General features: G+C 66.7%; 16 protein-coding genes. 7 read left to right on the top strand and 9 right to left on the bottom strand.

Translation table 11 applies throughout. The features are described 5' to 3' along the window. The first annotated feature begins 145 nt into the window (after nucleotides 1–145). The 7 genes from VGR99_RS30510 (at nucleotide 146) to trxA (ending at nucleotide 12,709) form a co-directional block, all read left to right on the top strand. Nucleotides 146–2,650, top strand: a complete 2,505-nt coding sequence (locus VGR99_RS30510; protein WP_326903654.1) for a PAS domain-containing sensor histidine kinase — start codon at nucleotides 146–148, stop codon at nucleotides 2,648–2,650. Next, a complete protein-coding gene (gene tsaE / locus VGR99_RS30505; RefSeq protein ID WP_326903653.1) occupies nucleotides 2,647–4,167 on the top strand; it encodes a tRNA (adenosine(37)-N6)-threonylcarbamoyltransferase complex ATPase subunit type 1 TsaE in 1,521 nt (506 codons plus the stop codon). The genes VGR99_RS30510 and tsaE overlap by 4 nt, the downstream gene beginning before the upstream one ends. A gap of 87 nt (nucleotides 4,168–4,254) precedes the next feature. Continuing rightward, on the top strand, nucleotides 4,255–4,572 hold the full coding sequence (locus VGR99_RS30500; protein ID WP_326903652.1) for a PilZ domain-containing protein: 318 nt from the start codon (nucleotides 4,255–4,257) through the stop codon (nucleotides 4,570–4,572). Between the two features lie 140 nt (nucleotides 4,573–4,712). Continuing rightward, on the top strand, nucleotides 4,713–5,435 hold the full coding sequence (locus VGR99_RS30495; protein ID WP_326903651.1) for a nucleotidyltransferase family protein: 723 nt from the start codon (nucleotides 4,713–4,715) through the stop codon (nucleotides 5,433–5,435). Between the two features lie 236 nt (nucleotides 5,436–5,671). Continuing rightward, complete coding sequence (gene addB, locus VGR99_RS30490; protein WP_326903650.1) at nucleotides 5,672–8,818, top strand: double-strand break repair protein AddB; 3,147 nt, start codon at nucleotides 5,672–5,674, stop codon at nucleotides 8,816–8,818. Continuing rightward, nucleotides 8,812–12,321 carry a double-strand break repair helicase AddA gene (gene addA, locus VGR99_RS30485; RefSeq protein WP_326903649.1) on the top strand — a complete coding sequence of 1,170 codons (3,510 nt, stop codon included), beginning with the start codon at nucleotides 8,812–8,814 and terminating at the stop codon, nucleotides 12,319–12,321. Before addB ends, addA begins: the two co-directional genes overlap by 7 nt. A 67-nt stretch (nucleotides 12,322–12,388) precedes the next feature. Further along, nucleotides 12,389–12,709: a thioredoxin gene (gene trxA, locus VGR99_RS30480; protein WP_008540017.1), complete on the top strand. Its 321-nt coding sequence runs from the start codon at nucleotides 12,389–12,391 to the stop codon at nucleotides 12,707–12,709. 140 nt (nucleotides 12,710–12,849) lie between these two features. Here trxA and VGR99_RS30475 read toward each other — a convergent pair whose 3' ends face one another. The 9 genes from VGR99_RS30475 to sppA form a co-directional block, all read right to left on the bottom strand. Further along, nucleotides 12,850–13,590, bottom strand: a complete 741-nt coding sequence (locus VGR99_RS30475; protein ID WP_326903648.1) for a metallophosphoesterase family protein — start codon at nucleotides 13,588–13,590, stop codon at nucleotides 12,850–12,852. 139 nt (nucleotides 13,591–13,729) lie between these two features. After that, a complete protein-coding gene (locus VGR99_RS30470; RefSeq protein WP_326903647.1) occupies nucleotides 13,730–15,073 on the bottom strand; it encodes a folylpolyglutamate synthase/dihydrofolate synthase family protein in 1,344 nt (447 codons plus the stop codon). Continuing rightward, nucleotides 15,070–16,011, bottom strand: a complete 942-nt coding sequence (gene accD, locus VGR99_RS30465; RefSeq protein ID WP_326903646.1) for an acetyl-CoA carboxylase, carboxyltransferase subunit beta — start codon at nucleotides 16,009–16,011, stop codon at nucleotides 15,070–15,072. The genes VGR99_RS30470 and accD overlap by 4 nt, the downstream gene beginning before the upstream one ends. Before the next feature lie 110 nt (nucleotides 16,012–16,121). Then, nucleotides 16,122–16,958 (bottom strand): tryptophan synthase subunit alpha, encoded by an 837-nt coding sequence (gene trpA, locus VGR99_RS30460; RefSeq protein WP_326903645.1) that lies wholly within the window; start codon nucleotides 16,956–16,958, stop codon nucleotides 16,122–16,124. Next, complete coding sequence (trpB, locus tag VGR99_RS30455) at nucleotides 16,955–18,172, bottom strand: tryptophan synthase subunit beta (RefSeq protein ID WP_326903644.1); 1,218 nt, start codon at nucleotides 18,170–18,172, stop codon at nucleotides 16,955–16,957. Before trpB ends, trpA begins: the two co-directional genes overlap by 4 nt. Next, nucleotides 18,169–18,828, bottom strand: a complete 660-nt coding sequence (locus VGR99_RS30450; protein ID WP_326903643.1) for a phosphoribosylanthranilate isomerase — start codon at nucleotides 18,826–18,828, stop codon at nucleotides 18,169–18,171. Before VGR99_RS30450 ends, trpB begins: the two co-directional genes overlap by 4 nt. Before the next feature lie 65 nt (nucleotides 18,829–18,893). Further along, on the bottom strand, nucleotides 18,894–19,286 hold the full coding sequence (locus tag VGR99_RS30445) for a lipopolysaccharide assembly protein LapA domain-containing protein (protein ID WP_326903642.1): 393 nt from the start codon (nucleotides 19,284–19,286) through the stop codon (nucleotides 18,894–18,896). Nucleotides 19,287–19,361: 75 nt separating this feature from the next. Beyond that, on the bottom strand, nucleotides 19,362–19,667 hold the full coding sequence (locus tag VGR99_RS30440) for an integration host factor subunit beta (protein WP_007598410.1): 306 nt from the start codon (nucleotides 19,665–19,667) through the stop codon (nucleotides 19,362–19,364). A gap of 171 nt (nucleotides 19,668–19,838) precedes the next feature. Beyond that, a complete protein-coding gene (sppA, locus tag VGR99_RS30435; protein ID WP_326903641.1) occupies nucleotides 19,839–20,819 on the bottom strand; it encodes a signal peptide peptidase SppA in 981 nt (326 codons plus the stop codon). Nucleotides 20,820–20,824 lie beyond the last annotated feature (5 nt).

Raw genomic sequence — 20,824 nt, 5'->3', positions numbered from 1 at the left:
GAACCCCGCGCCCGGCATTTTTTTGGGACCGCCTTTGCGTTCACGGTCTGGACTCTTACCGGTGGAGTCACGGTGAGGGTATTGTCGTTTGATTCGCGCACGACGGGGGTCGTAGCGCGTACATTCGTGCGGTCTTGGGGCAACTATGTCAGGCGTGATCGTGTCGATGCGTCGGACGCTGCTGTCGTGCACATCGCTCGTGCGCAACGGCCTTTTCGGGAGCGCCCTCGCGGCGCTGCTGCCGGCTGCGCCGGCTGAGGCGGCCGACCTCGTCGACACACTCTCGATAATGCTGGACTTCAACCGGCAGGAACTCGCGGTGCTCGCCACCGCGCTGGCCCTGCTCGGCTTCTCGGTCGTGGCCGCGATCCTGCTGATGCGCACCCGCGTGCGCACGGCGAACAGCGAGGCGCGGCTGCGCGCGCGAATCGGGGAACTCCAGCTCCAGGCCGACCGCTTCGGCGCTCTGCTGTTCGCCGAGCCGCAGATCCTGATCTCCTGGCCGGCCGGCGACAATCGTGCGCAGATCTCCGGCGATATCTCGATGGTGCTGCCGCGCGACTCCTCGCCGCAGCGCGTGCTGGCGTTCGGAACCTGGCTGCCGCCGGAGCCCGCGCTGCAGATGGACCACGCCGTCGATGCATTGCGCGACCGCGGCGACGGCTTCCAGCTGACGCTGACCACCGCCCACGGTCACACGCTGGAGGCGATCGGCCGCGCCATCGGCGGCCAAGCCATTGTCAGGATTCGCGAACTCTCTGGTTTGCGGCGCGATCTGGCCGAGACCCATCTGCGCTACAAGGCGCTCTCCGACGAGACCGAGATGCTGCGCGGCTTTGCCGCCGCCTCACCCTGGCCGATCTGGGCGAAGGCTGCGAACGGCGCGCTCACTTTCGCCAATCCGGCCTATGTGCGCGCGACCGAGGCGAGCAGCGTCACCGACGCCCAGGAGCGCAAGCTCGAGCTGCTCGACAGCGCCGACCGCGCCGCGATGGAGCGGGGCCTGAAGGACGCCGCCAATTTCACCTCGCGGCTGCCGATCGTGATCGGCGGCGAGCGGCGCATGTATGACGTGCGCGCGGTCAATGTCGGCAGCGGCAGTGTCGGCGTCGCCATCGACGCCAGCGAGGCGGATGCGCTGAGCTCGGCGCTGGTGCGGATGGCGGAGGCGCATCGCCGCACCCTGGACCAGCTCTCTTCCGGCGTCGCCGTGTTCGACGGCCAGCGGCGGCTTGCCTTCTACAATGATTCCTACCGCCGGCTGTGGGACCTCGACCGCAACTTCCTCGACGCCAACCCTGACGATTCCAGCGTGCTCGACCAGCTCCGCGCGGCGCGCAAGCTGCAGGAGCAGCCCGATTTCCGCGCCTGGAAGGCCAAGCTGCACGAAGCCTATCACGCGGTCGAGACCGCCAAAGACACTTGGTATCTGCCCGACGGCCGCGCGCTCTCCGTCGTCACCACGCCGAACCCGGAGGGCGGCGTCACCTATCTGTTCGACGACGTCACCGAGAGCCTCGAGCTCGCCCGCCGCTTCGACGGCATGATCCGGGTCCAGCGCGAGACGCTGGACAGCCTCGCCGAGGGCGTCGCGGTGTTCGGCAGCAACGGCAAGGCGCAACTGTTCAATCCGGCCTTCGTCCGGATGTGGAAGCTGTCGAGCGATGCCATGCGCGACGAGCCGCACATCCAGACCGTCGAAGGCTGGTGCCATCAGCTGTTCGACGATCCGCAAGTCTGGCGACAGATCCGCGAGGCCATCACCTCGATCGAGAACCGCGCCGACGTGCCGCTCAAGCTGGAGCGCAAGGACGGCAGCGTGCTCGACGGCATGATGCGGCCGTTGCCTGACGGCGCCACCATGCTGACATTCCAGGACATCACCGACACCGAGAATGTCGAGCGCGCGCTGCGCGAGCGCAACGAGGCGCTGGAGGCTGCCGACCAGATGAAGGTGGATTTCGTCCACCACGTCTCCTACGAGCTGCGCTCGCCACTGACCACCATCATCGGCTTCGCGCACTTCCTCAGCGATCCCTCGACCGGACCGCTGACGCCGAAGCAGGCCGAATATCTCGACTACGTCACCAAATCGACCAACGCGCTGCTGGCGCTGACCAACAACATTCTCGATCTCGCCACCATCGACGCCGGCGCGATGAAGCTGGAACTCGGTCCGGTCGACGTCAGCAAGACCATCGAGCTCGCCGCCGAGGGCATCCAGGACCGCCTCGCCACCGACCGCATCCGCCTCAAGGTCGAGATCGCGCCCGATGTCGGCAGCTTCGTCGGCGACGAGAAGCGCGTGGTGCAGGTGCTCTATAACCTCCTCGCCAACGCCGTCGGGTTTTCTCCACAGGATTCCACCGTCGGCATCAGCGCGCGGCGCACCGAGCGCAGCGTGGTCTTCACTGTGACAGATTCCGGGCCTGGAATACCTGCCGACATGAAGGACAAGGTGTTCAACTGGTTCGAAAGCCGCTCGCAGGGGTCGCGTCACCGCGGCGCCGGGCTCGGCCTGTCGCTGGTGCGCTCCTTTGTCGAGCTGCATGGCGGCAAGGTGCGGGTGGATTCGATCGTCGGCCGCGGCACGGTCGTGATCTGCGATTTCCCGACCGACCAGGCGGCGCATCGCGACGCCGCCGAATGACAGAACCCGCCAAACTCTCCGTCGCGCTTCACAACGAGACGGCGACTGCGCAATTGATGGCCGATCTCGCGCTGCTGGTCGGCCCTGGTGACGTCATCACGCTCACCGGCGATCTCGGCGCCGGCAAGACCGCTGCCGCGCGCGCGATGATCCGCTACCTCGCCGACGACGAGGAGCTGGAGGTGCCAAGCCCAACCTTCACGCTGGTGCAGGGCTACGAGCTGCCGCCCTTCCCGGTGATGCATGCCGACCTCTACCGCGTCGAGGACCAGAACGAGCTCGAGGAGATCGGGCTGTCGCCGCTGCCCGATGCCACGCTGGTGCTGATCGAATGGCCGGAGCGCGCACCGTCGGCAATGCCCGAAGACCGCATCGACATCGCGCTGACGCATCGTCCCGCGCTGGGCTCGAATGCACGCGCCGCCGACATCACCGGACACGGCAAGGCCGCCGCCGCGATCGCGCGGCTGAAGGCGCTGCGCGAATTCCTCGGCGCATCCGGCTACATGGATGCCACGCGAAAGCGCATGGCCGGCGATGCCTCGACGCGCTCCTATGCGCGGCTGCTGCGCGACGATGGCGTCGTCATCCTCATGAACTCGCCGCAGCGTCCTGACGGTGCGGCGCTCTACAACGGAAAGTCCTACAGCGCCGCGGTGCATCTCGCCGAGAACATCAAACCCTTCGTCGCCATCGACGAAGGCCTGCGTGCGCAAGGCCTCTCCGCACCAAAGATCCATCATTTCGATCTCGACCACGGCTTTCTGATCAGCGAAGACTTCGGCAGCGAAGGCGTGATCGAGGGCGATCCGCCGCGCCCCATTGTCGAGCGCTACGAGGTTGCAACCGACGCGCTGGCCCTGCTGCACGGCAAGACATTGCCGGAGACGCTGCCGCTGGCGGATCAGACCTACACCATTCCGGCGTTCGACACCGAGGCGCTGCTGATCGAGATCGGGCTGATGCCGGAATGGTATCTGCCCGATCGCGATGCGTCGCTGAGCGACGAGAAGCGCGCTGAATTCTTCGCGATGTGGCGCGAACTGCTGAAGAAGCCGCTGGCTGCGCCGAAGACCTGGATCATCCGCGACTATCATTCGCCGAATCTGATCTGGCTCGCCGACCGCAACGGCATCGAACGCGTCGGCGTGATCGACTTCCAGGACACCGTGCTGGGCCCGCAATCCTACGACGTCGTCTCGCTGCTGCAGGACGCCCGCATCGACGTGCCCGAGAACATCGAGCTCTCGCTGCTGTCGCGCTACATCAAGGCGCGACGCACGGGCGATGCGAGCTTCGACGCCGCAGGCTTCGCCGAGCTCTACGCCATCATGTCGGCGCAGCGGAACACGCGCCTGCTCGGCACCTTCGCCCGCCTCAACCGCCGCGACGGCAAGCCGCATTACCTGCGCCACCAGCCGCGGATCTGGACCTATTTGCAGCGCTCCCTGGCGCATCCGGCGCTCGGCGCCTTGCGCGACTGGTATCTCGCCAACGTCCCGCCGCCCAAAACCTGATCCGGAACCGGTTTACCGGCTGTTAGCCATCCCATCGGTATCATCGACCGCAGGCAGCCGGACAAGGACGGGCTGGAGCAAGGGCAGATGGCGGTCAAGACGGACCAGCGTGGCAACAGCCGGGTTGTTTTCGAGCGCGGTATACCGGCCCAGATGATGGGAATCGACGGCACCTGGCGGCGCGAATGCACCATGGAGGACGTCTCCGAGAGCGGCGCCAAGCTGACGATCGACGGTTCCGTTGAGGGCCTGCATCTGAAGGAATTTTTTCTCCTGCTGTCGTCGACCGGACTTGCGTACCGGCGCTGCGAGCTGGCCTGGGTCAATGGCGACCAGATCGGCGTCAATTTCCTGAAGATCGGCGAAAAGAAGAAAAAGGCGCGCTCCACAGCCGTTGGGGCGTGACGGCAACACTCGTCGCACAACCGTCACGGCGGGTGATTAAGGCGGGTTGGATGCGGTGCGGCTGGCCCCGTCCCGTGCTAGGATTGCTGCAAACACGAAATCAATTGGTCCGAGACAGATAGAGTCTGAGAAAGCGAAGGATGTCCGTCAAGCCAACCAAAGCCATGGTGCTCGCCGCAGGGTTCGGCCTGCGCATGCGTCCGCTGACGGATAAGATGCCGAAGCCGATGGTGCCGGTGGCCGGCCAGCCGCTGCTCGACCACGTGCTCGACAAGCTCGCCCAGGCCGGCGTCGCTGACGCCGTGGTCAACGTGCACTATCTGCCGGACCAGATCATCGACCACACCGCAACGCGCCAGCATCCCCGCGTCACCATCTCGGACGAGCGCGACCAGGTGCTCGGCACCGGCGGCGGCGTGGTCAAGGCGCTGCCGCTGCTCGGCGACGCGCCATTCTTCCACGTCAATTCCGACACGCTGTGGATCGACGGCGTGCGTTCGAACCTGACGCGGCTTGCCGAAAACTTCGACCCCGCGCGCATGGACATCCTGCTGCTGATGGCGCCGACCGCCACCAGCATCGGCTATAGCGGCCGCGGCGATTACGGCATGATGCCCGACGGCGCCCTGCGCAAGCGTAAGGAAAAAGAGATCGTTCCGTTCGTCTATGCCGGCGCCGCGATCCTCTCGCCGACAATCTTCGCCGATGCGCCGCAGGGCGAGTTCTCGCTGACCAAAATGTTCGACCGCGCCAACGAGCAGGAGCGCCTGTTCGGCCTCCGCCTCGACGGCGTCTGGATGCATGTCGGCACGCCGGATGCCGTGCACGCCGCGGAAGAGGCGTTTCTGGAGAGCGTGGCTTAGGGCCTGCTCTCTTGTCCCGGACGCGGTGCGGCGCGAAGTGCCGCTCCGCAGAGCCGGGACCCACACCATCCTCACTTGCGGAACGAAGTGTCCTGGGCCCCGGCTCAGCAGCGCATCACTGCGTGCTGCGCTGCGTCCGGAGCACGAGGCCACGAACAGCGGGGATGACTCCCTCCCGGCCCATGACCATTCGAGTCCGCCTCCCTATATTGCCCTGATCCCGAATCAGGCAGCCCATGCGCGTTTTCAGCGTCCCCCTCTCCGTCCCGTTCCTGCGCACGATCGTCTCGGCCCTGCTGGATGGCCGGCTGGTGGAGGGATTCGAGGCGCGCAAGGAACCGGCGCGGCTGGCCGACGCCACGCTGTACCTGCCGACCCGCCGCGCCATGCGCGTCGTCCGCGAGATCTTTCTCGACGAGATGAAGGCGGACGCCGTCGTGCTGCCGCGCATCGTGGCGCTCGGCGACATCGACGAGGACGAGCTCGCCTTCGCCGACGAGGGCGAGCAGTTTTCCGGCGCAACGCCGCTCGACATTCCGCCGCGGCTCGGCGAGCTGGAACGGCGGCTGACGCTGGCACAACTCGTCGCGGCCTGGGCCAAGGGCCCGGTGCTGTCGCCGCTGGTGGTCGGCGGCCCCGCCTCGACGCTGGCTCTCGCCGGCGATCTCGCGCGCCTGATCGACGACATGGTGACGCGCGGCGTCGACTGGAGCGCGCTCGACGGGCTCGTGCCTGATAACCTCGATCGCTACTGGCAGCATTCGCTCGAATTCCTGCGCATCGCCCGCATCGCCTGGCCCGGCCATCTCGCCGAGATCAACCGGATCGAGCCCGCCGCGCGGCGCGACCTGCTGATCGCGGCGGAAGCAAAGCGACTGACCGCGCATCCGCATGGCCCCGTGATCGCAGCCGGCTCGACCGGCTCGATGCCGGCCACCGCAAAGTTCCTGCACGCGGTCGCCGCGCTGCCGCATGGCGCGGTGGTGCTGCCGGGCCTCGACACCGATCTCGACGACGACGCCTGGCGCACCATCGGCGGCGTGCGTGACTCGCTCGGCAAGTTCGCGGAACATCCGGCCTCGAACCATCCGCAATATGCCATGCATGCGCTGCTGGATCGCTTCGGCATCAAGCGCAGCGACGTCGAAATCCTGCAGCCGCCGGCAGACAGCGGCCGCGATCTGCTTGCATCGGAATCGATGCGACCATCGGCCAAGACGGAAGTCTGGCACGACCGGCTGAAGCAACCCGACGTCGCTGCAAAGATCACCGGCGGCATGAAAGACCTCGCCGTAGTCGAGGCGCCCAATCCGGAGATGGAAGCGCTCGCGATTGCCATTGCGATGCGCGAGGCGCGGCATCTCGACAAATCGGCAGCGCTGGTGACGCCGGATCGCGCATTGGCGCGGCGGGTGATGGCTGCGCTGACCCGCTGGGATCTCGCCTTCGACGATTCCGGCGGCGACGTGCTGATGGAAACCTCCGCCGGCGTCTTCGCCCGGCTCACGGCGGAGGCCGCGACCAGGGGATTGGAGCCGCCGACGCTGCTGGCGATGCTGAAGCATCCGCTATGCCGGCTCGGCCGAGCGCCCGGCGCATGGAAGGCGGCGATCGAGGACCTCGAGCTTGCTGTCTTGCGCGGCACGCGCCCGCCGGCGGGCACCGGCGGTCTCCTGCGCGAATTCAACCGCTTTCGCGACGAGCTGACAAAGCTGCGGCGCGGCGAGGTCTCCGCGCTCCACAAGGCCGAGCCGCGCGCACGCCTCAAGGCCGAGGATCTCGACCACATTCAGGCACTCATCGATACCCTGCAGCGCGCGTTGGCGCCGATCGAGAGCCTGGCATCGTCAAAGCCGTTCGACTTTGCCGAGCTCGCACATCGCCACCGCGAGATCATGATCGAGCTGTCGCGCGACGAACAGGGCGTGTCGCTCGCCTTCGAAGAACGCGAGGGTCTAGCGCTCGCCAGCGCCTTCGACGATCTGCTGCGCGGCGGCACCACCAGTGGCTTGATGGTGACGCTGCCCGACTATGCCGAATTGTTCCAGACCGCGTTCAGCGATCGCGCGGTTCGGCGGCGCGACAAGCCGGGCGCGCGCCTGCAGATCTACGGTCCGCTGGAATCGCGCCTGATGCAGGCCGACCGTGTCATCGTCGGCGGCCTGATCGAGGGCGTCTGGCCGCCGGCGCCGCGGATCGATCCCTGGCTCAGCCGGCCGATGCGGCACGAGCTCGGTCTTGATCTGCCGGAACGCCGTATCGGCCTTTCCGCCCACGACTTCGCGCAACTGCTCGGCGGCGACGAGGTGATCCTCACCCATTCCGCCAAGGCTGGTGGCGCACCCGCGGTCGCCTCGCGCTTCCTGCATCGGCTGGAGGCGGTTGCGGGCGACGATCTCTGGAAGGCGGCGATTCGCGCCGGCGAGAAATACGTGCAGTTCGCGGGCGCGCTCGACCAGCCCGCCGAGGTCACGCCGATCAAGCAGCCCGAACCGCGCCCGCCGCGCGCGACGCGGCCGACAAGCATGTCGGTCACCGCGATCGAGGACTGGCTGCGCGATCCCTACACGATCTACGCCAAGTATATCCTGAAGCTTGCTGCGCTCGATCCCGTCGACATGCCGCTGTCGGCCGCCGACCGCGGCTCGGCGATCCATGATGCGCTCGGCGAGTTCACCGAGACCTATGCAGCGCATCTCCCCCCTGATCCCGCCCGCGTGCTGCGCGCGATCGGCGAAAAGTATTTCGCGCCGCTGATGGAGCGCCCCGAGGCGCGGGCGCTGTGGTGGCCGCGCTTCCAGCGCATCGCGCGCTGGTTCGGCGAATGGGAGACCACGCGGCGCGATGCGATCGAGGGGATCACCGCTGAGACGCGCGGCGAGATCTCGATCAGGCTCGACAATGAGCGCAGCTTCTCTCTCTCGGCGCGCGCCGATCGCATCGAGCGGCGCCAGGGCGGCGGCTACGCCATTCTCGACTACAAGACCGGCCAGCCGCCGACCGGCAAGCAGGTCCGCATGGGCCTGTCGCCGCAGCTCACGCTGGAAGCCGCGATTCTGCGCGAAGGCGGCTTCCCTGACATCGATGCGGGCGCATCCGTGAGCCAGCTCGTCTATGTTCGCCTCAGCGGCAACAATCCCGCCGGCGAGGAGCGCATCCTCGAGCTCAAATACAAGCCGGGCGACGAACCGCAGCCGCCGGACACCGCAGCCGCAGAAGCGCGCGCCAAGCTGGAAGCGCTGATCCGTGCCTTCGAGGACGAGAACCAGCCCTACACCTCGCTGAACCTGCCGATGTGGACCAACCGCTACGGCGCCTATGACGATCTCGCCCGGATCAAGGAATGGTCCGCGGCCGGCGGATTGGGGATCGAGGAATGGTGAAGCTGCCGCGTCCCATTCCCGACGAGGTGCGTGCGCGGCAGGCGCGCGCGTCCGATCCGACCGCATCGGCCTTCGTGTCGGCCAATGCCGGCTCGGGCAAGACGCATGTGCTGGTTCAGCGCGTGATCCGGTTGCTGCTGTCGGGCGTGCCGCCGGAAAAGATCCTCTGCATCACCTTCACCAAGGCCGCCGCCGCCAACATGGCGGAGCGCGTGTTCACCACGCTTGGCCATTGGGTGACGCTCGATGACACCGGACTCGATGCCGCGATCCGCGCGGTCGGCATCCCGCATCCTGATCGAAAACTGCGCCGCGAAGCGCGAAAGCTGTTCGCCTGCGCGCTGGAGACGCCGGGCGGCTTGAAGGTGCAGACGATCCACGCGCTCTGCACCCGCCTGCTGCAGCAATTCCCGTTCGAAGCCAACGTGCCTGCGCGCTTTTCGGTCATCGACGAGCGCGACCAGAACGACATGATGGAGCGCGCCAATCTGAAGGTGCTGCTGGAGGCCGCGCGCGATCCGGAGACCGCCACCGGCCGCGCGCTGCTGACCGCAATGGCGAGCGCCGCCGACGTCACCTTCAAGGAGGTCGTGCGCGAGGCGTGCCTGAGCCGTGACCATTTCATGGCCTGGACCGACGAAGCCGGCAACGCCGGAGCGGCGGCCGAGCAGATGGCGGCCGTGCTGGGCGTCGACGCGAGCGAGCGCATCGAGGACGTCGAGACCGAGATTCTCGACGGCCCGCATCTGCCGCGCTCACGCTGGGACGACATCGCTTTTGCGCTGGAAGACGGAAGCAAGTCCGACAACGACCAGGCCGGCCGGCTCCGCGAGGCAAAGGTCTTTTCCGGTGCCGCGCAGGTCGATGCTTATCTGTCCGTCTTCCTCACCGACGAAAAATTGTCGCGCAAGGCGGTGCTGACCAAGAAGTTCGGCGAGCACAATCCGTCCGTCGCCCGCCTGTTCGAGAACGAGGCGCTGCGCATCAGCGGACTGGTCGAGAAGCGCCGCGCGGTCACCATGCGCGACCGCACTGCGGCGCTGCTGCACATCGCGACCGCCGCCGCTGCGAACTACCGCCGCGAGAAGCAGGAACGCGGCCTGCTCGACTACGACGACCTCATCGACAAGACGCTGGCGATGCTCAACCGCGTCTCCTCGGGCTGGGTGCATTACAAGCTCGACCGCGGCGTCGACCACGTCCTGATCGACGAGGCCCAGGACACCAGCCCGCGGCAATGGGACATCGTCGCGCACATCATCTCGGAATTTACAGCCGGCGAAGGCGCGCGCGAGGGCCTGAACCGCACGGTGTTCGCGGTCGGCGACGAGAAGCAGTCGATTTTCTCGTTCCAGGGCGCCGCGCCCCATGAATTCGACGCGCGCCGGCGCGAGCTTCACCGCAAATTCACCGCCGCCGGGCTGAAATTCGATCCGGTCGCATTCACCTATTCGTTCCGCTCGGGCGCCGCGATCCTGCACTCGGTCGACCACGTCTTCCGCGACCCCGCGATCTACAAGAGCATCCATTCGGTCGAGATCGGTCATCCCCTGCACAATGCGCTCGCCGATGCCGGCCCGAGCGTGATCGAGCTTTGGGACCTTGCGGAAGCCGATGACCGGCAGGAGATCGAGGGCTGGCGCGCGCCGTTCGACGGCGTTGCCGCCACCAGCCCCGAAGTCAAACTCGCCCGCCGCATCCAGACCGAGATCAAGCGGCTGGTCGAGAGCGGCACGCTGACGGGACACGAGGGCGAGCGGCGGCCGCTGCGCTACGGCGACATGCTGATCCTGGTGCGCCGGCGCGGCAATGCGTTCGATGCCGTGATCCAGGCGCTCAAGCACGCCAACGTTCCGGTCGCCGGCGCCGACCGGCTCAAGCTCACCGAGCACATCGGCATCATCGATTTGATGAACCTTGCGGATGCGCTGCTGCTGCCGCAGGACGATCTCGCGCTCGCGGTGGCGCTGAAGAGCCCGCTGTTCGGGCTCGACGACGACGATCTGTTCCAGCTCGCCCACGGCCGCAAGGGATCGCTGCGGCGCGCGCTGAGCGAACACGCTGCTGGAAGCGACAAGTTCACGACCGTGCTGCGGCGCCTGGAAGCCTGCGAGATGCGGGCACGCCAGGAGACGCCGTTCGCCTTCTACGCCTGGCTGCTCGGCGGCGACGGCGGACGTGCACGTATCCTGCGCCGGCTCGGCTTTGAAGCCAACGACGCGCTCGACGAATTCCTGGAGCTGGCGCTGAACTACGAGCGCAAGGCGCCGGCCTCGCTGCAGGGCTTCATGGCCTGGCTGCGCTCGGCCGACACCGAGGTGAAGCGCGACATGGAGATCTCGCGCGACGAGGTGCGGGTGATGACGGTGCACGGTGCCAAGGGCCTCGAAGCCTCCGTCGTGTTCATGGTGGACACCACGTCGTCGCCGGCGGACTCGCAGCGGGTCCGGCTGATCCACGTGCCGCGCGGCAATGGCGGCGAGGTCGTGGTCTGGGCCGGACGCAAGGCGGACGATCCAAAACCCGTGGCCGACGCACGCAAGGCGATGCTGGAGGAGACCGAGGACGAATATCGCCGCCTGCTCTACGTCGCCATGACGCGCGCGGCCGACCGGCTGATCGTCGGCGGCTGCATGCCCGGCAACATGCGAACCGTCCGCAAGCTGAGCTGGTACGACCTCATCGACACCGGCCTCACCGGCTCGGGCCTGGACAAGCAGACGATCGAGACGCCGCTCGGCAAGGTGACGCGATTCGCGCGGCCCCAGGATGTCGCGGCGCTTGGCACGCCTGCCGCGGCGGTGGATCACGCGATCACGCTGCCGGCCTGGCTGCGGACGCCGGCGCCTCGCGAAATGATCGAGGACGATCCGGTGCGCCCCTCCGGCCAGGCGGCCGAGGACGGCCGTTCGGTACGATCGAGCGAATCGGTGCAGTCCCGCGCGCTGGCATTGCTGCGCGGCACGCTGGTGCACCGACTGCTGCAATCCCTCCCCGACATCGCTGTGGAGCGCCGGCGCGAGGCCGCGCTCGGCTTCATGTCCCGCAATGCCGCGGACTGGACCGAGGCCGACCGCATCGCGCTGGCAGACAAGGTGCTCGCCTTGATCGCCGAGCCGCGCTTTGCAGCCGTCTTTGCCGCCGGCAGCCGGGCGGAGGTCGCCATCGTCGGCAAGCTGGACCGGCCGGGCCGGCCGCCGGCGCTGGTCTCGGGACAGATCGACCGCCTGGTCGTTCGTCCGGATGAGGTCTTGATCGTCGATTTCAAGACCAACCAGGCGGCGCCCAAAAGCGCGGCGGAGGCCCCCGCCGCCTATGTCCGGCAGCTTGCACTGTACCGGGCAGTGCTGTCGCGGCTTTACCCCCAAAAGCCCATCCGGGCGGTCCTGCTCTGGACTGAGGCCCTTGAATATATGGAGATTTCGGCCCCCGCGCTGGACGCGGCGCTGGCATCCCTTCATGTCGGCGTGAGCATCCTTGACCCGGCAAGGGGCCGTTCATAGGTTGACGCCATGATCCCGGGCGCGATTCCCATCCGTGCCGATTCTTTCAACCGAGTGAGGTACTCCAATGGCCGTTAGCAAGGTTTCCGACGCCGATTTCGAAGCCGAAGTGCTCAAGGCGAACGGCCCCGTGGTCGTCGATTTCTGGGCCGAGTGGTGCGGCCCCTGCCGCATGATCGCACCCGCACTCGACGAGATCGCCGGCGCCATGGGCGACAAGGTCAAGATCGTGAAGCTCAACGTCGACGAGAGCCCGAAGACCGCGTCGAAGTACGGCGTGATGTCGATCCCGACCCTGATGATCTTCAAGGGCGGCGAGATGGCCTCCCGCCAGGTCGGCGCGGCGCCGAAGGCGAAGCTGCAGCAGTGGATCACGTCGGCGGTCTGATCCGCGTTACCAGAGATTTGTGCAACGGCCGGCGTGACGCCGGCCGTTTTGTTTTGCCGTAGCCCGGATGGAGCGCAGCGTAATCCGGGGCCGCTATCGCTTGTGGCACGAATCCCGGATTTCGCTGCGCTCCATCCGGGCTACATGATCCACCCGGTCGCCAGCGCGTGTCCGAGCTCCGGCTGTTTGTTGCGGCGGGCGAGCGCGGCCATCGTCTCGTGATCGTAGGCGATGTTGCGGAACGTCACCTGCCAGGCATCGCCTGTCAGTTCGAGGATCGCATAGCGCGCATGCGGCGTGCCGGCTTCGACGAGATGCGGGAATGGATGCACGTCGCGATAACCGGGGCTGCCGACGCTGCCGGGATTGACGATCAGCCGGCCGTCGCGAAGCCGTACCGCGCGGGCAAGGTGGGTGTGGGCGCAGAGGATCAGCGACTGCGTGATGCCTTGCGCGAATTGCTCGATGCGGTCGAGCGGCGACAGTGCGACCGTGCCGTCAGGATGCACGGTGTCGAGCCAATAGACCTCGTCGTTCTCAGGCGTCGCGTGGCAGAGGAACACCTGATCGCGGAACACCCGCGTCATCGGCTGCGCGCGCAGCCAGTCGAGCTGCGCAGCATTGAGCGCTTCGTAAGCGGGACGGTCCCACGAGCCCATCTTCTCCGGCGGACGGTCGAGCAGATAGCGGTCGTGATTGCCGAGCACATGCACGGCGTCGAGCTGCATCAGGATCTCGATGGTGCGCCGCGCATCGAGCGGCCCGCTCAGCATGTCGCCGAGATTGACGATGTCAGTGATGTCTTGAGCACGGATGTCGGCAAGCACCGCCTCCAGCGCGAGATAGTTTCCGTGGACGTCGGCAATCGCGGCGAAACGCATTAGGACTCCTGTAGCCCGGATGGAGCGAAGCGTAATCCGGGGCCTTGATCGCTTGTGGCGAGATCCCGGATTGCGCGGAGCCTGTCATCGGGCGGCGCTTCGCGCCGACCCGTTGGCTCCATCCGGGCTACGCGACCGTTTATGCAGGAGGCGTGCCGTTGAGGCCGAGCACGTGGCCGGCAAGATAGAGCGAGCCTGATATCAGGATGCGCGGGGGCACCTCGTAGGCGAGCCGCGACAGCGCGCGCAGCGCGGCTTCGATACCAGGGGCGGTCTCGACGCGCATGCCGAGGCTGCGCGCGGCATCCGCCAGGCGATCCACCGGCATCGCGTTCTCCGTGTCGGGAATCGGCACCGCGATGATGTGGCGCGTGAGGCCGGCGAAATTGGCGAGGAACGCCTGCGCGTCCTTGTTGGCCATCATGCCGGCGACCACCACCAGCGGCCGCGACACGCGCTCCTCGAGATCACCGAGCGCAGCCGCCGCGACGCGGCCGCCTTCGGCATTGTGCCCGCCGTCGAGCCAAATCTCCGAGCCCTGCGGGCCCCAGCCGAGCAGTTCGCCCGTGGTGAGACGCTGCATCCGCGCCGGCCATTCGGCACCGACGATGCCGGCCTCGAACGCGGCCTGATTGATCTTGAAGGTCGGGATCGCGCGCAGCGTCGCGATCGCGAGGCCGGCATTGTCGAACTGGTGGCGGCCGAACAGGCGCGGCGCGGTCAGATCCATCAGGCCGCGCTCGTCGGAGTAGACCAGGCGGCCATGCTCGACATTGACGTGCCAGCTTTCATTCGCGGCAAACAGCGGCGCGCGCATGCGTTTGGCCTGCGCCTCGATCACGGCCATCGCCTCGCCCGTCTGCTCGGCGCACACCACGGGCACGCCGCGCTTGATGATGGCGGCCTTCTCGCCGGCGATCGACGTCAGCGTGTCCCCGAGGAAGTCCATATGGTCCATGCTGACAGGGGTGATCACGCAGGCCGCCGGCGTATCGACCACATTGGTCGAATCGAGCCGCCCGCCGAGGCCGACCTCGAGCAGCACGGCATCGGCCGGATTCTGCGCAAACAAGAGGAAGGCCGCTGCCGTCTTCAGCTCGAACACGGTCGCGGCTTCGCCGGCATTGACGCTCTCGACCTCTTCCAGCGCCGCGCGCAATTCGTCGTCGGAGACGAGCACGCCGCCGCCGACGCGGCCGAGCCGGAAGCATTCGTTGATGCGGACGAGGTAGGGCGAGGTGTAGGTGTGGACGCGCAGGCCCGCGGCCTCCAGCGTCGCGCGCAGATAGGCCACCGTCGAGCCCTTGCCGTTGGTGCCGGCGACGTGGATCACCGGCGGCAGCTTGCGTTCGGGATGGCCGAGCCGCTCGAGCAGGCGGTGCATCCGCTCGAGCCCGAGATCGATGCGCTTCTGATGCAGGGCCGACAGCCGCCCGATCAAGTCATCGAGCGGCTTCTTCGCGCTGTCAGGGGGTGCGTTCACGCGTGGGGCGCGGCCGGCGCCGTCTCGGCGGCCGAGACGATCTGCGCCGGGCTGACGACCGGCTGCACCGATTTCGATGCGCCCTCCTGCGCCGGCGCCTTGGTCAGCAGGCGGCACAGCCGCGCCAGGGTCGGGCGAAGCTCGTGACGATGCACGACCATGTCGACCATGCCGTGCTCTTTCAGATATTCGGCGCGCTGGAAACCCTCGGGGAGCTTCTCGCGGATGGTCTGCTCGATCACGCGCGCGCCGGCGAAACCAATGAGCGCGCCGGGCTCGGCGATCTGCACGTCGCCGAGCATCGCATAGGATGCGGTGACGCCGCCGGTGGTCGGGTTGGTCAGCACGACGATGTAGGGCTGCTTGGCTTCACGCAGCATCTGCACCGCGACCGTGGTGCGCGGCATCTGCATCAGCGACAGGATGCCTTCCTGCATGCGCGCGCCGCCCGAGGCAGCGAACACGATGAACGGCGACTTCTTCTCGACCGCGAGCTCCAGCCCGCGCACGATGGCCTCGCCCGCGGCCATGCCGAGCGAGCCGCCCATGAAATCGAAATCCTGCACGGCGACGACGACGGCGGCGCCTTCGAGCTTGCCGTAGCCGACCTTGATCGCGTCGTTCAGATTGGTGCGCGCACGGGCATCCTTGATGCGATCGACATATTTCTTCTCGTCGCGGAACTTGAGCGGGTCGGGCGTGACCTCAGGCAGCGCTACATCGAACCAGGTCTCGTTGTCGAAGATCGACTTCAACCGCGCCACCGCGCCCATGCGCATGTGATAATTCGAGCCGGGAATGACGAACTGGTTGGCCTCGACGTCCTTGTAGAACACGAGCTGTCCGGAATCCGGGCACTTGATCCAGAGATTCTCCGGCGTCTCCCGCCGCAGCATGTTGCGGATCTTCGGCCGGACCACATTGGTAAGCCAGTTCATGGTTTGCTCCGATGTGCGAACCCGCATAGGGCCGCCTGAAACGATATATGGCTGCCGGGCCCCTGCCCGGCAAGCCGCCGTGTCGTCCGCTCCGGAAGCGGAATTATGGCCTATTCGGCCGCTTGTTTCGCGCCCTTGACGCCCTGGGCCAAGGCGGCCGTGAGCTCAGCCACGGCGTTAACGGTTTTGGCGGTCGCCCGGCCCTCGGCGTCGAGGCTGTTCTTGAGCGCATCGACCAGCGCGGTGCCGACCACCGAACCATCGGCCTTTTCGGCAATGGCGCGCGCCGCCTCCGGCGTACGGATGCCAAAACCGACGCAGATCGGCAGCTCGGTGTGCCGCTTGATGCGCGCGACGGCTTCACCGACGGCATTCGCGTCCGCTGCCGCTGCGCCGGTGATGCCGGCGATGGAGACGTAATAGACAAAGCCTGACGTGTTCGCGAGCACCGCAGGCAGGCGCTTGTCGTCGGTGGTCGGGGTCGCGAGGCGAATGAAGTTCAGTCCCGCCTTCAGCGCGGGAATGCAGAGCTCGTCGTCTTCCTCCGGCGGCAAATCGACGATGATCAGGCCGTCAACGCCTGATGTCTTGGCATCAGCCAAAAACTTGTCGACGCCGTAAATGTAGATCGGATTGTAATAGCCCATCAGCACCAGCGGCGTGACGTCGTCGTCCTTGCGGAAGCCGCGCACCAGCTCCAGCGTCTTCTTCAAGGTCATGCCGTTCTTGAGCGCGCGCAGACCTGCCGCCTGAATCGAGGGACCATCCGCCATCGGATCGGTGAAGGGAATGCCGAGTTCGATGACGTCGGAGCCTGCCTTGGGCAGTGCCTTGACGATCTCGAGCGACGTCGCCGGATCGGGATCGCCGGCCATCACATAGGTGACGAAGGCCGCGCGGCCCTGCTTCTTCAGCTCGGCGAAACGGGTGTCGATACGCGTGGTCACTTGCTCTTGCCCCTCAGGATGTCGCCGACCTGCGGGACGTCCTTGTCGCCGCGGCCGGAGAGATTGACGACCATCAGGTGATCCTTCGGCCGTTTCGGCGCGAGCTCCATCACCTTGGCGATGGCGTGCGCGGGCTCGAGCGCGGGAATGATGCCTTCGAGACGCGACAGCAGCTGGAACGCAGCGAGCGCCTCGTCATCGGTCGCGGAGAGATAGTTGACGCGGCCGATCTCGTGCAGCCAGGAATGCTCGGGGCCGATGCCGGGATAGTCGAGGCCGGCCGAGATCGAATGCGCGTCCTGGATCTGGCCGTCGGCATCCATCAGCAGATACGTGCGGTTGCCGTGGAGCACGCCGGGACGGCCGCCCGCGATCGACGCAGCATGAAGCTGCGTCAGACCATGGCCGGCAGCTTCAACGCCGAAGATTTCGACCGAGGGATCGTCGAGGAACGGGTGGAACAGGCCCATCGCGTTCGAGCCGCCGCCGATGCAGGCGACCAGCGAATCCGGCAGGCGTCCCTCGACCTCCTGCATCTGCGTCTTGGTCTCGTTGCCGATGATCGACTGGAAGTCGCGCACCAGCGTCGGATAGGGGTGCGGACCCGCCACCGTGCCGATGCAGTAGAAGGTGTTGTGCACGTTGGTGACCCAGTCGCGCAGCGCCTCGTTCATCGCGTCCTTGAGCGTACGCGTGCCCGACTGCACCGGGACCACCGTTGCGCCCAGCATCTCCATGCGGATCACGTTGGGCTGCTGCCGCTCGACGTCGACGGCGCCCATATAGACCACGCATTCCAGGCCAAAGCGCGCGCACAGCGTCGCGGTGGCGACACCATGCTGGCCGGCGCCGGTCTCGGCGATGATGCGCTTCTTGCCCATCCGTCGCGCCAGCATGATCTGGCCGAGCACGTTGTTCACCTTGTGCGAGCCGGTGTGGTTGAGCTCTTCGCGCTTCAGGTAGATCTTGGCGCCGCCGAGATGCTCGGTGAGACGCTCGGCGAAATACAGCGGCGACGGGCGGCCGACATAGTTCTTGAGATAGCCGTTCATCTCGGCCTGGAACGCCGGGTCGGCCTTGGCCGCGGTGTAGGCCTTCTCCAGATCGAGGATCAGCGGCATCAGGGTTTCGGCGACGAAGCGTCCCCCGAAAATGCCGAAATGGCCGCGCTCGTCGGGGCCGCTGCGGTAGGAGTTTGGTTTGGCGATGTTCATCGAACGCTCAACTCTTGAGTGGCGCGCGCGGCGCGAATGAAGGCCTTGATCAGCTCCGGATCTTTCACGCCCGGGGCGCTTTCGATGCCGGAGGACACGTCGACGCCACCGGCGCCGGTGACGCGGAGGGCTTCCGCGACATTGTCGGCGTGAAGCCCGCCCGAGACCATGTAGGGCAATTTCAGATCGAGATTTTCCAGGAGGTGCCAGTCGAAGGGCGCCCCCAAGCCGCCGGGACGGGTCGCATCCTTCGGCGCGCGCGCATCGAACAGGATGCGGTCGGCGACCGCGGCATAGCCAGGCAACACGGCGAGATCGGCCGCGGTTGCGACCGGCACCGCCTTCATCACCGGGCGGCCGAACTTCTGCTTGATGTCGCGCAGCCGCGCCACGCTCTCCTTGCCGTGGAGCTGGAAGATATCCGGCGACAGCGCGTCCATGATGTTGTCGAGCGTGGCGTCGTCGGCATCGACCGTGAGCGCCACCTTGAGCGCACGCCGCTTCACCTGGCGGCCGAGGTCGCGGCCCGTCTCCAGCGAGACATGCCGCGGCGACGGCGGGAAGAACACGAACCCCACCATGTCGGCGCCCGCGTCGAGCGCCGTTTCGAGCGTCTCGCGCGTGGACAGGCCGCAGATCTTGACGAGCAGGGACATGGTCTCAAAGCGGGTAGCGGCCGCAAGCGGCGGCCCGGAAACGGGTTTTTCGGTCGGGGCCGCTTCTACAACGTCGCGCGCTGCTTGTCTCGCCCGACGGGCCCGTAAAGGCCGACCCCGGAGGGGACGGGGAGACGCTGGGAATCGGACTTCGCAGCGGCCGCCTGGGCCCGCAGATCGGCCAATTCTGTCCTGGCGGCCCGGGCCTCCGCGTCATTCCGGCGCGCCGCCCGTCGCCAGCGCCGCTGGCCGAACCAGACGGCCAAGCCGCCCACGAACACTCCAAGGGCGGCCACCACGATCAGAAGCAGGAACAGCGGCATCGTGACCGCGAACGAGGGGTCGCTGGACACGAAGGGATCGAAGGAGACCGTCACGAAATGGCGATTGGCGACGGCGAAGGTCACCAGGATCAGGCCCAGCGGGATCACGATCAGCGCGGTCAGGAACTTTCGCATCGCGATCGCTCGTCTTGAATCAAGCTTGCTGCCGCATCATGCGGCCGTTCGGTTAAGCCCGGACGACAACCAATCTTAGTCGGGCGCGCCCGGATCCGGATGGTCGCGGTTCAGCCGTTCGCGCATTTCCTTGCCGGTCTTGAAGAACGGAACGCTCTTCTGATCGACGGGCACATGGGCGCCGGTGCGGGGATTACGCCCGGCGCGCGCAGGGCGATGCTTGACCGAGAAGGCACCGAAGCCGCGCAGCTCGACGCGGTCACCGCGTGCGAGGGCCGCTACGATCTCTTCGAGAATCGCATTCACAATGTTCTCGACATCCCGCTGGTACAGATGCGGGTTGTGCTCGGCGATACGCTGAACAAGTTCGGATTTGATCATCGAGAGATAGGACCCGGAAGCGTGCGGATGACCATTTCCGTGAAAATACCGTGATCTGTCAAGACGCTAAATCAAGGTTGAGCGTCGGGAAAATACGTGACAAATGCCGAAAAAGCGGGCTGCCCCTCTACCCGCCAGACGGGAAAATTCTCCGAAGCTCGCCTGGTTCCGTCAATTTGACGCGGCCGGCTGCCACAACGCCAGCATTCCATCCATTCCGAGCCGATCGACCGCCTGCGCGACGCCGGTTTGGCCGATTTGATGCGCAATCGAGCCTAAACCAAGCGCTTCCAGCGTCACGACGGCCGCCGTCTTGAGGAACGGCAGATCGCCGAAACGGGGCTGGAGCTTGTAATCGCGCACCGGCAGCCCCTTCTTGACGCCCTTCTGCTCGACCAGCCAGGTCACGGCCGCCTTCTCGTCGCCGAGCTGATCGATCAGCTTGAGATCGATCGCCTGGCGGCCGGTGAAGACACGGCCATCGGCCACTTTCTCGAGCTGCGTGTCATCCATGCCACGCCTGTCCTTCACCAATCCCTTGAACCAGGCGTAGGAATCCTTCACCAGCGCGTCGAGCGCGGCGCGGGCTTCCGGGCTGGTCGGCTCAAAGCCGTTGGGCGCGGCCTTCAGCGGCGAGGACTTCACCTCCTCGACCTTGACGCCGACGGTCTTCAGCAGCTCCGAGACATTGGGAAACTGGAACAGCACGCCGATCGAGCCGACCAGCGAGCTCTGCTGGGCAATGATGTGGTCGCTCGCGATCGCGGTGATGTAGCCGCCGGAGGCCGCGAGACCCTCGACCACGACGACGAGCGGCTTCTTGGCCTTGAGCCGCGTCAGCGAGTCATAGAGCTGCTCGGAGCCGGCCGTGGTGCCGCCCGGCGAGTTGATGTGAACGATGACGGCGGCGGCCTGCGAATTCTCCAGCCGCTCCAGCGCCTGCGTGCGCTCGGAATCGCTGCGGATCAGGCCGTCGATCTGGACCCGCGCGATCGAGCCGGCGGCTGCGAACGTGCCGCGCGCGCCGGGCGTCGCGACCAGCGCGAAGCCCGCAATCGCTGCGATCGCGATCAGCGCAGCCATCACCCGCCAGAACGTCAGCTTGCGACGGATCCTGCGGCGGTCGACGATGATGTCCGAATCGAGCGACATCGGAA

Source organism: Bradyrhizobium sp. (assembly GCF_035935975.1).
Classification (GTDB): domain Bacteria; phylum Pseudomonadota; class Alphaproteobacteria; order Rhizobiales; family Xanthobacteraceae; genus Bradyrhizobium.
The sequence above is the reverse complement of the archived record's forward strand: the minus strand, read 5'-3'. Positions and strand labels throughout refer to the sequence as shown.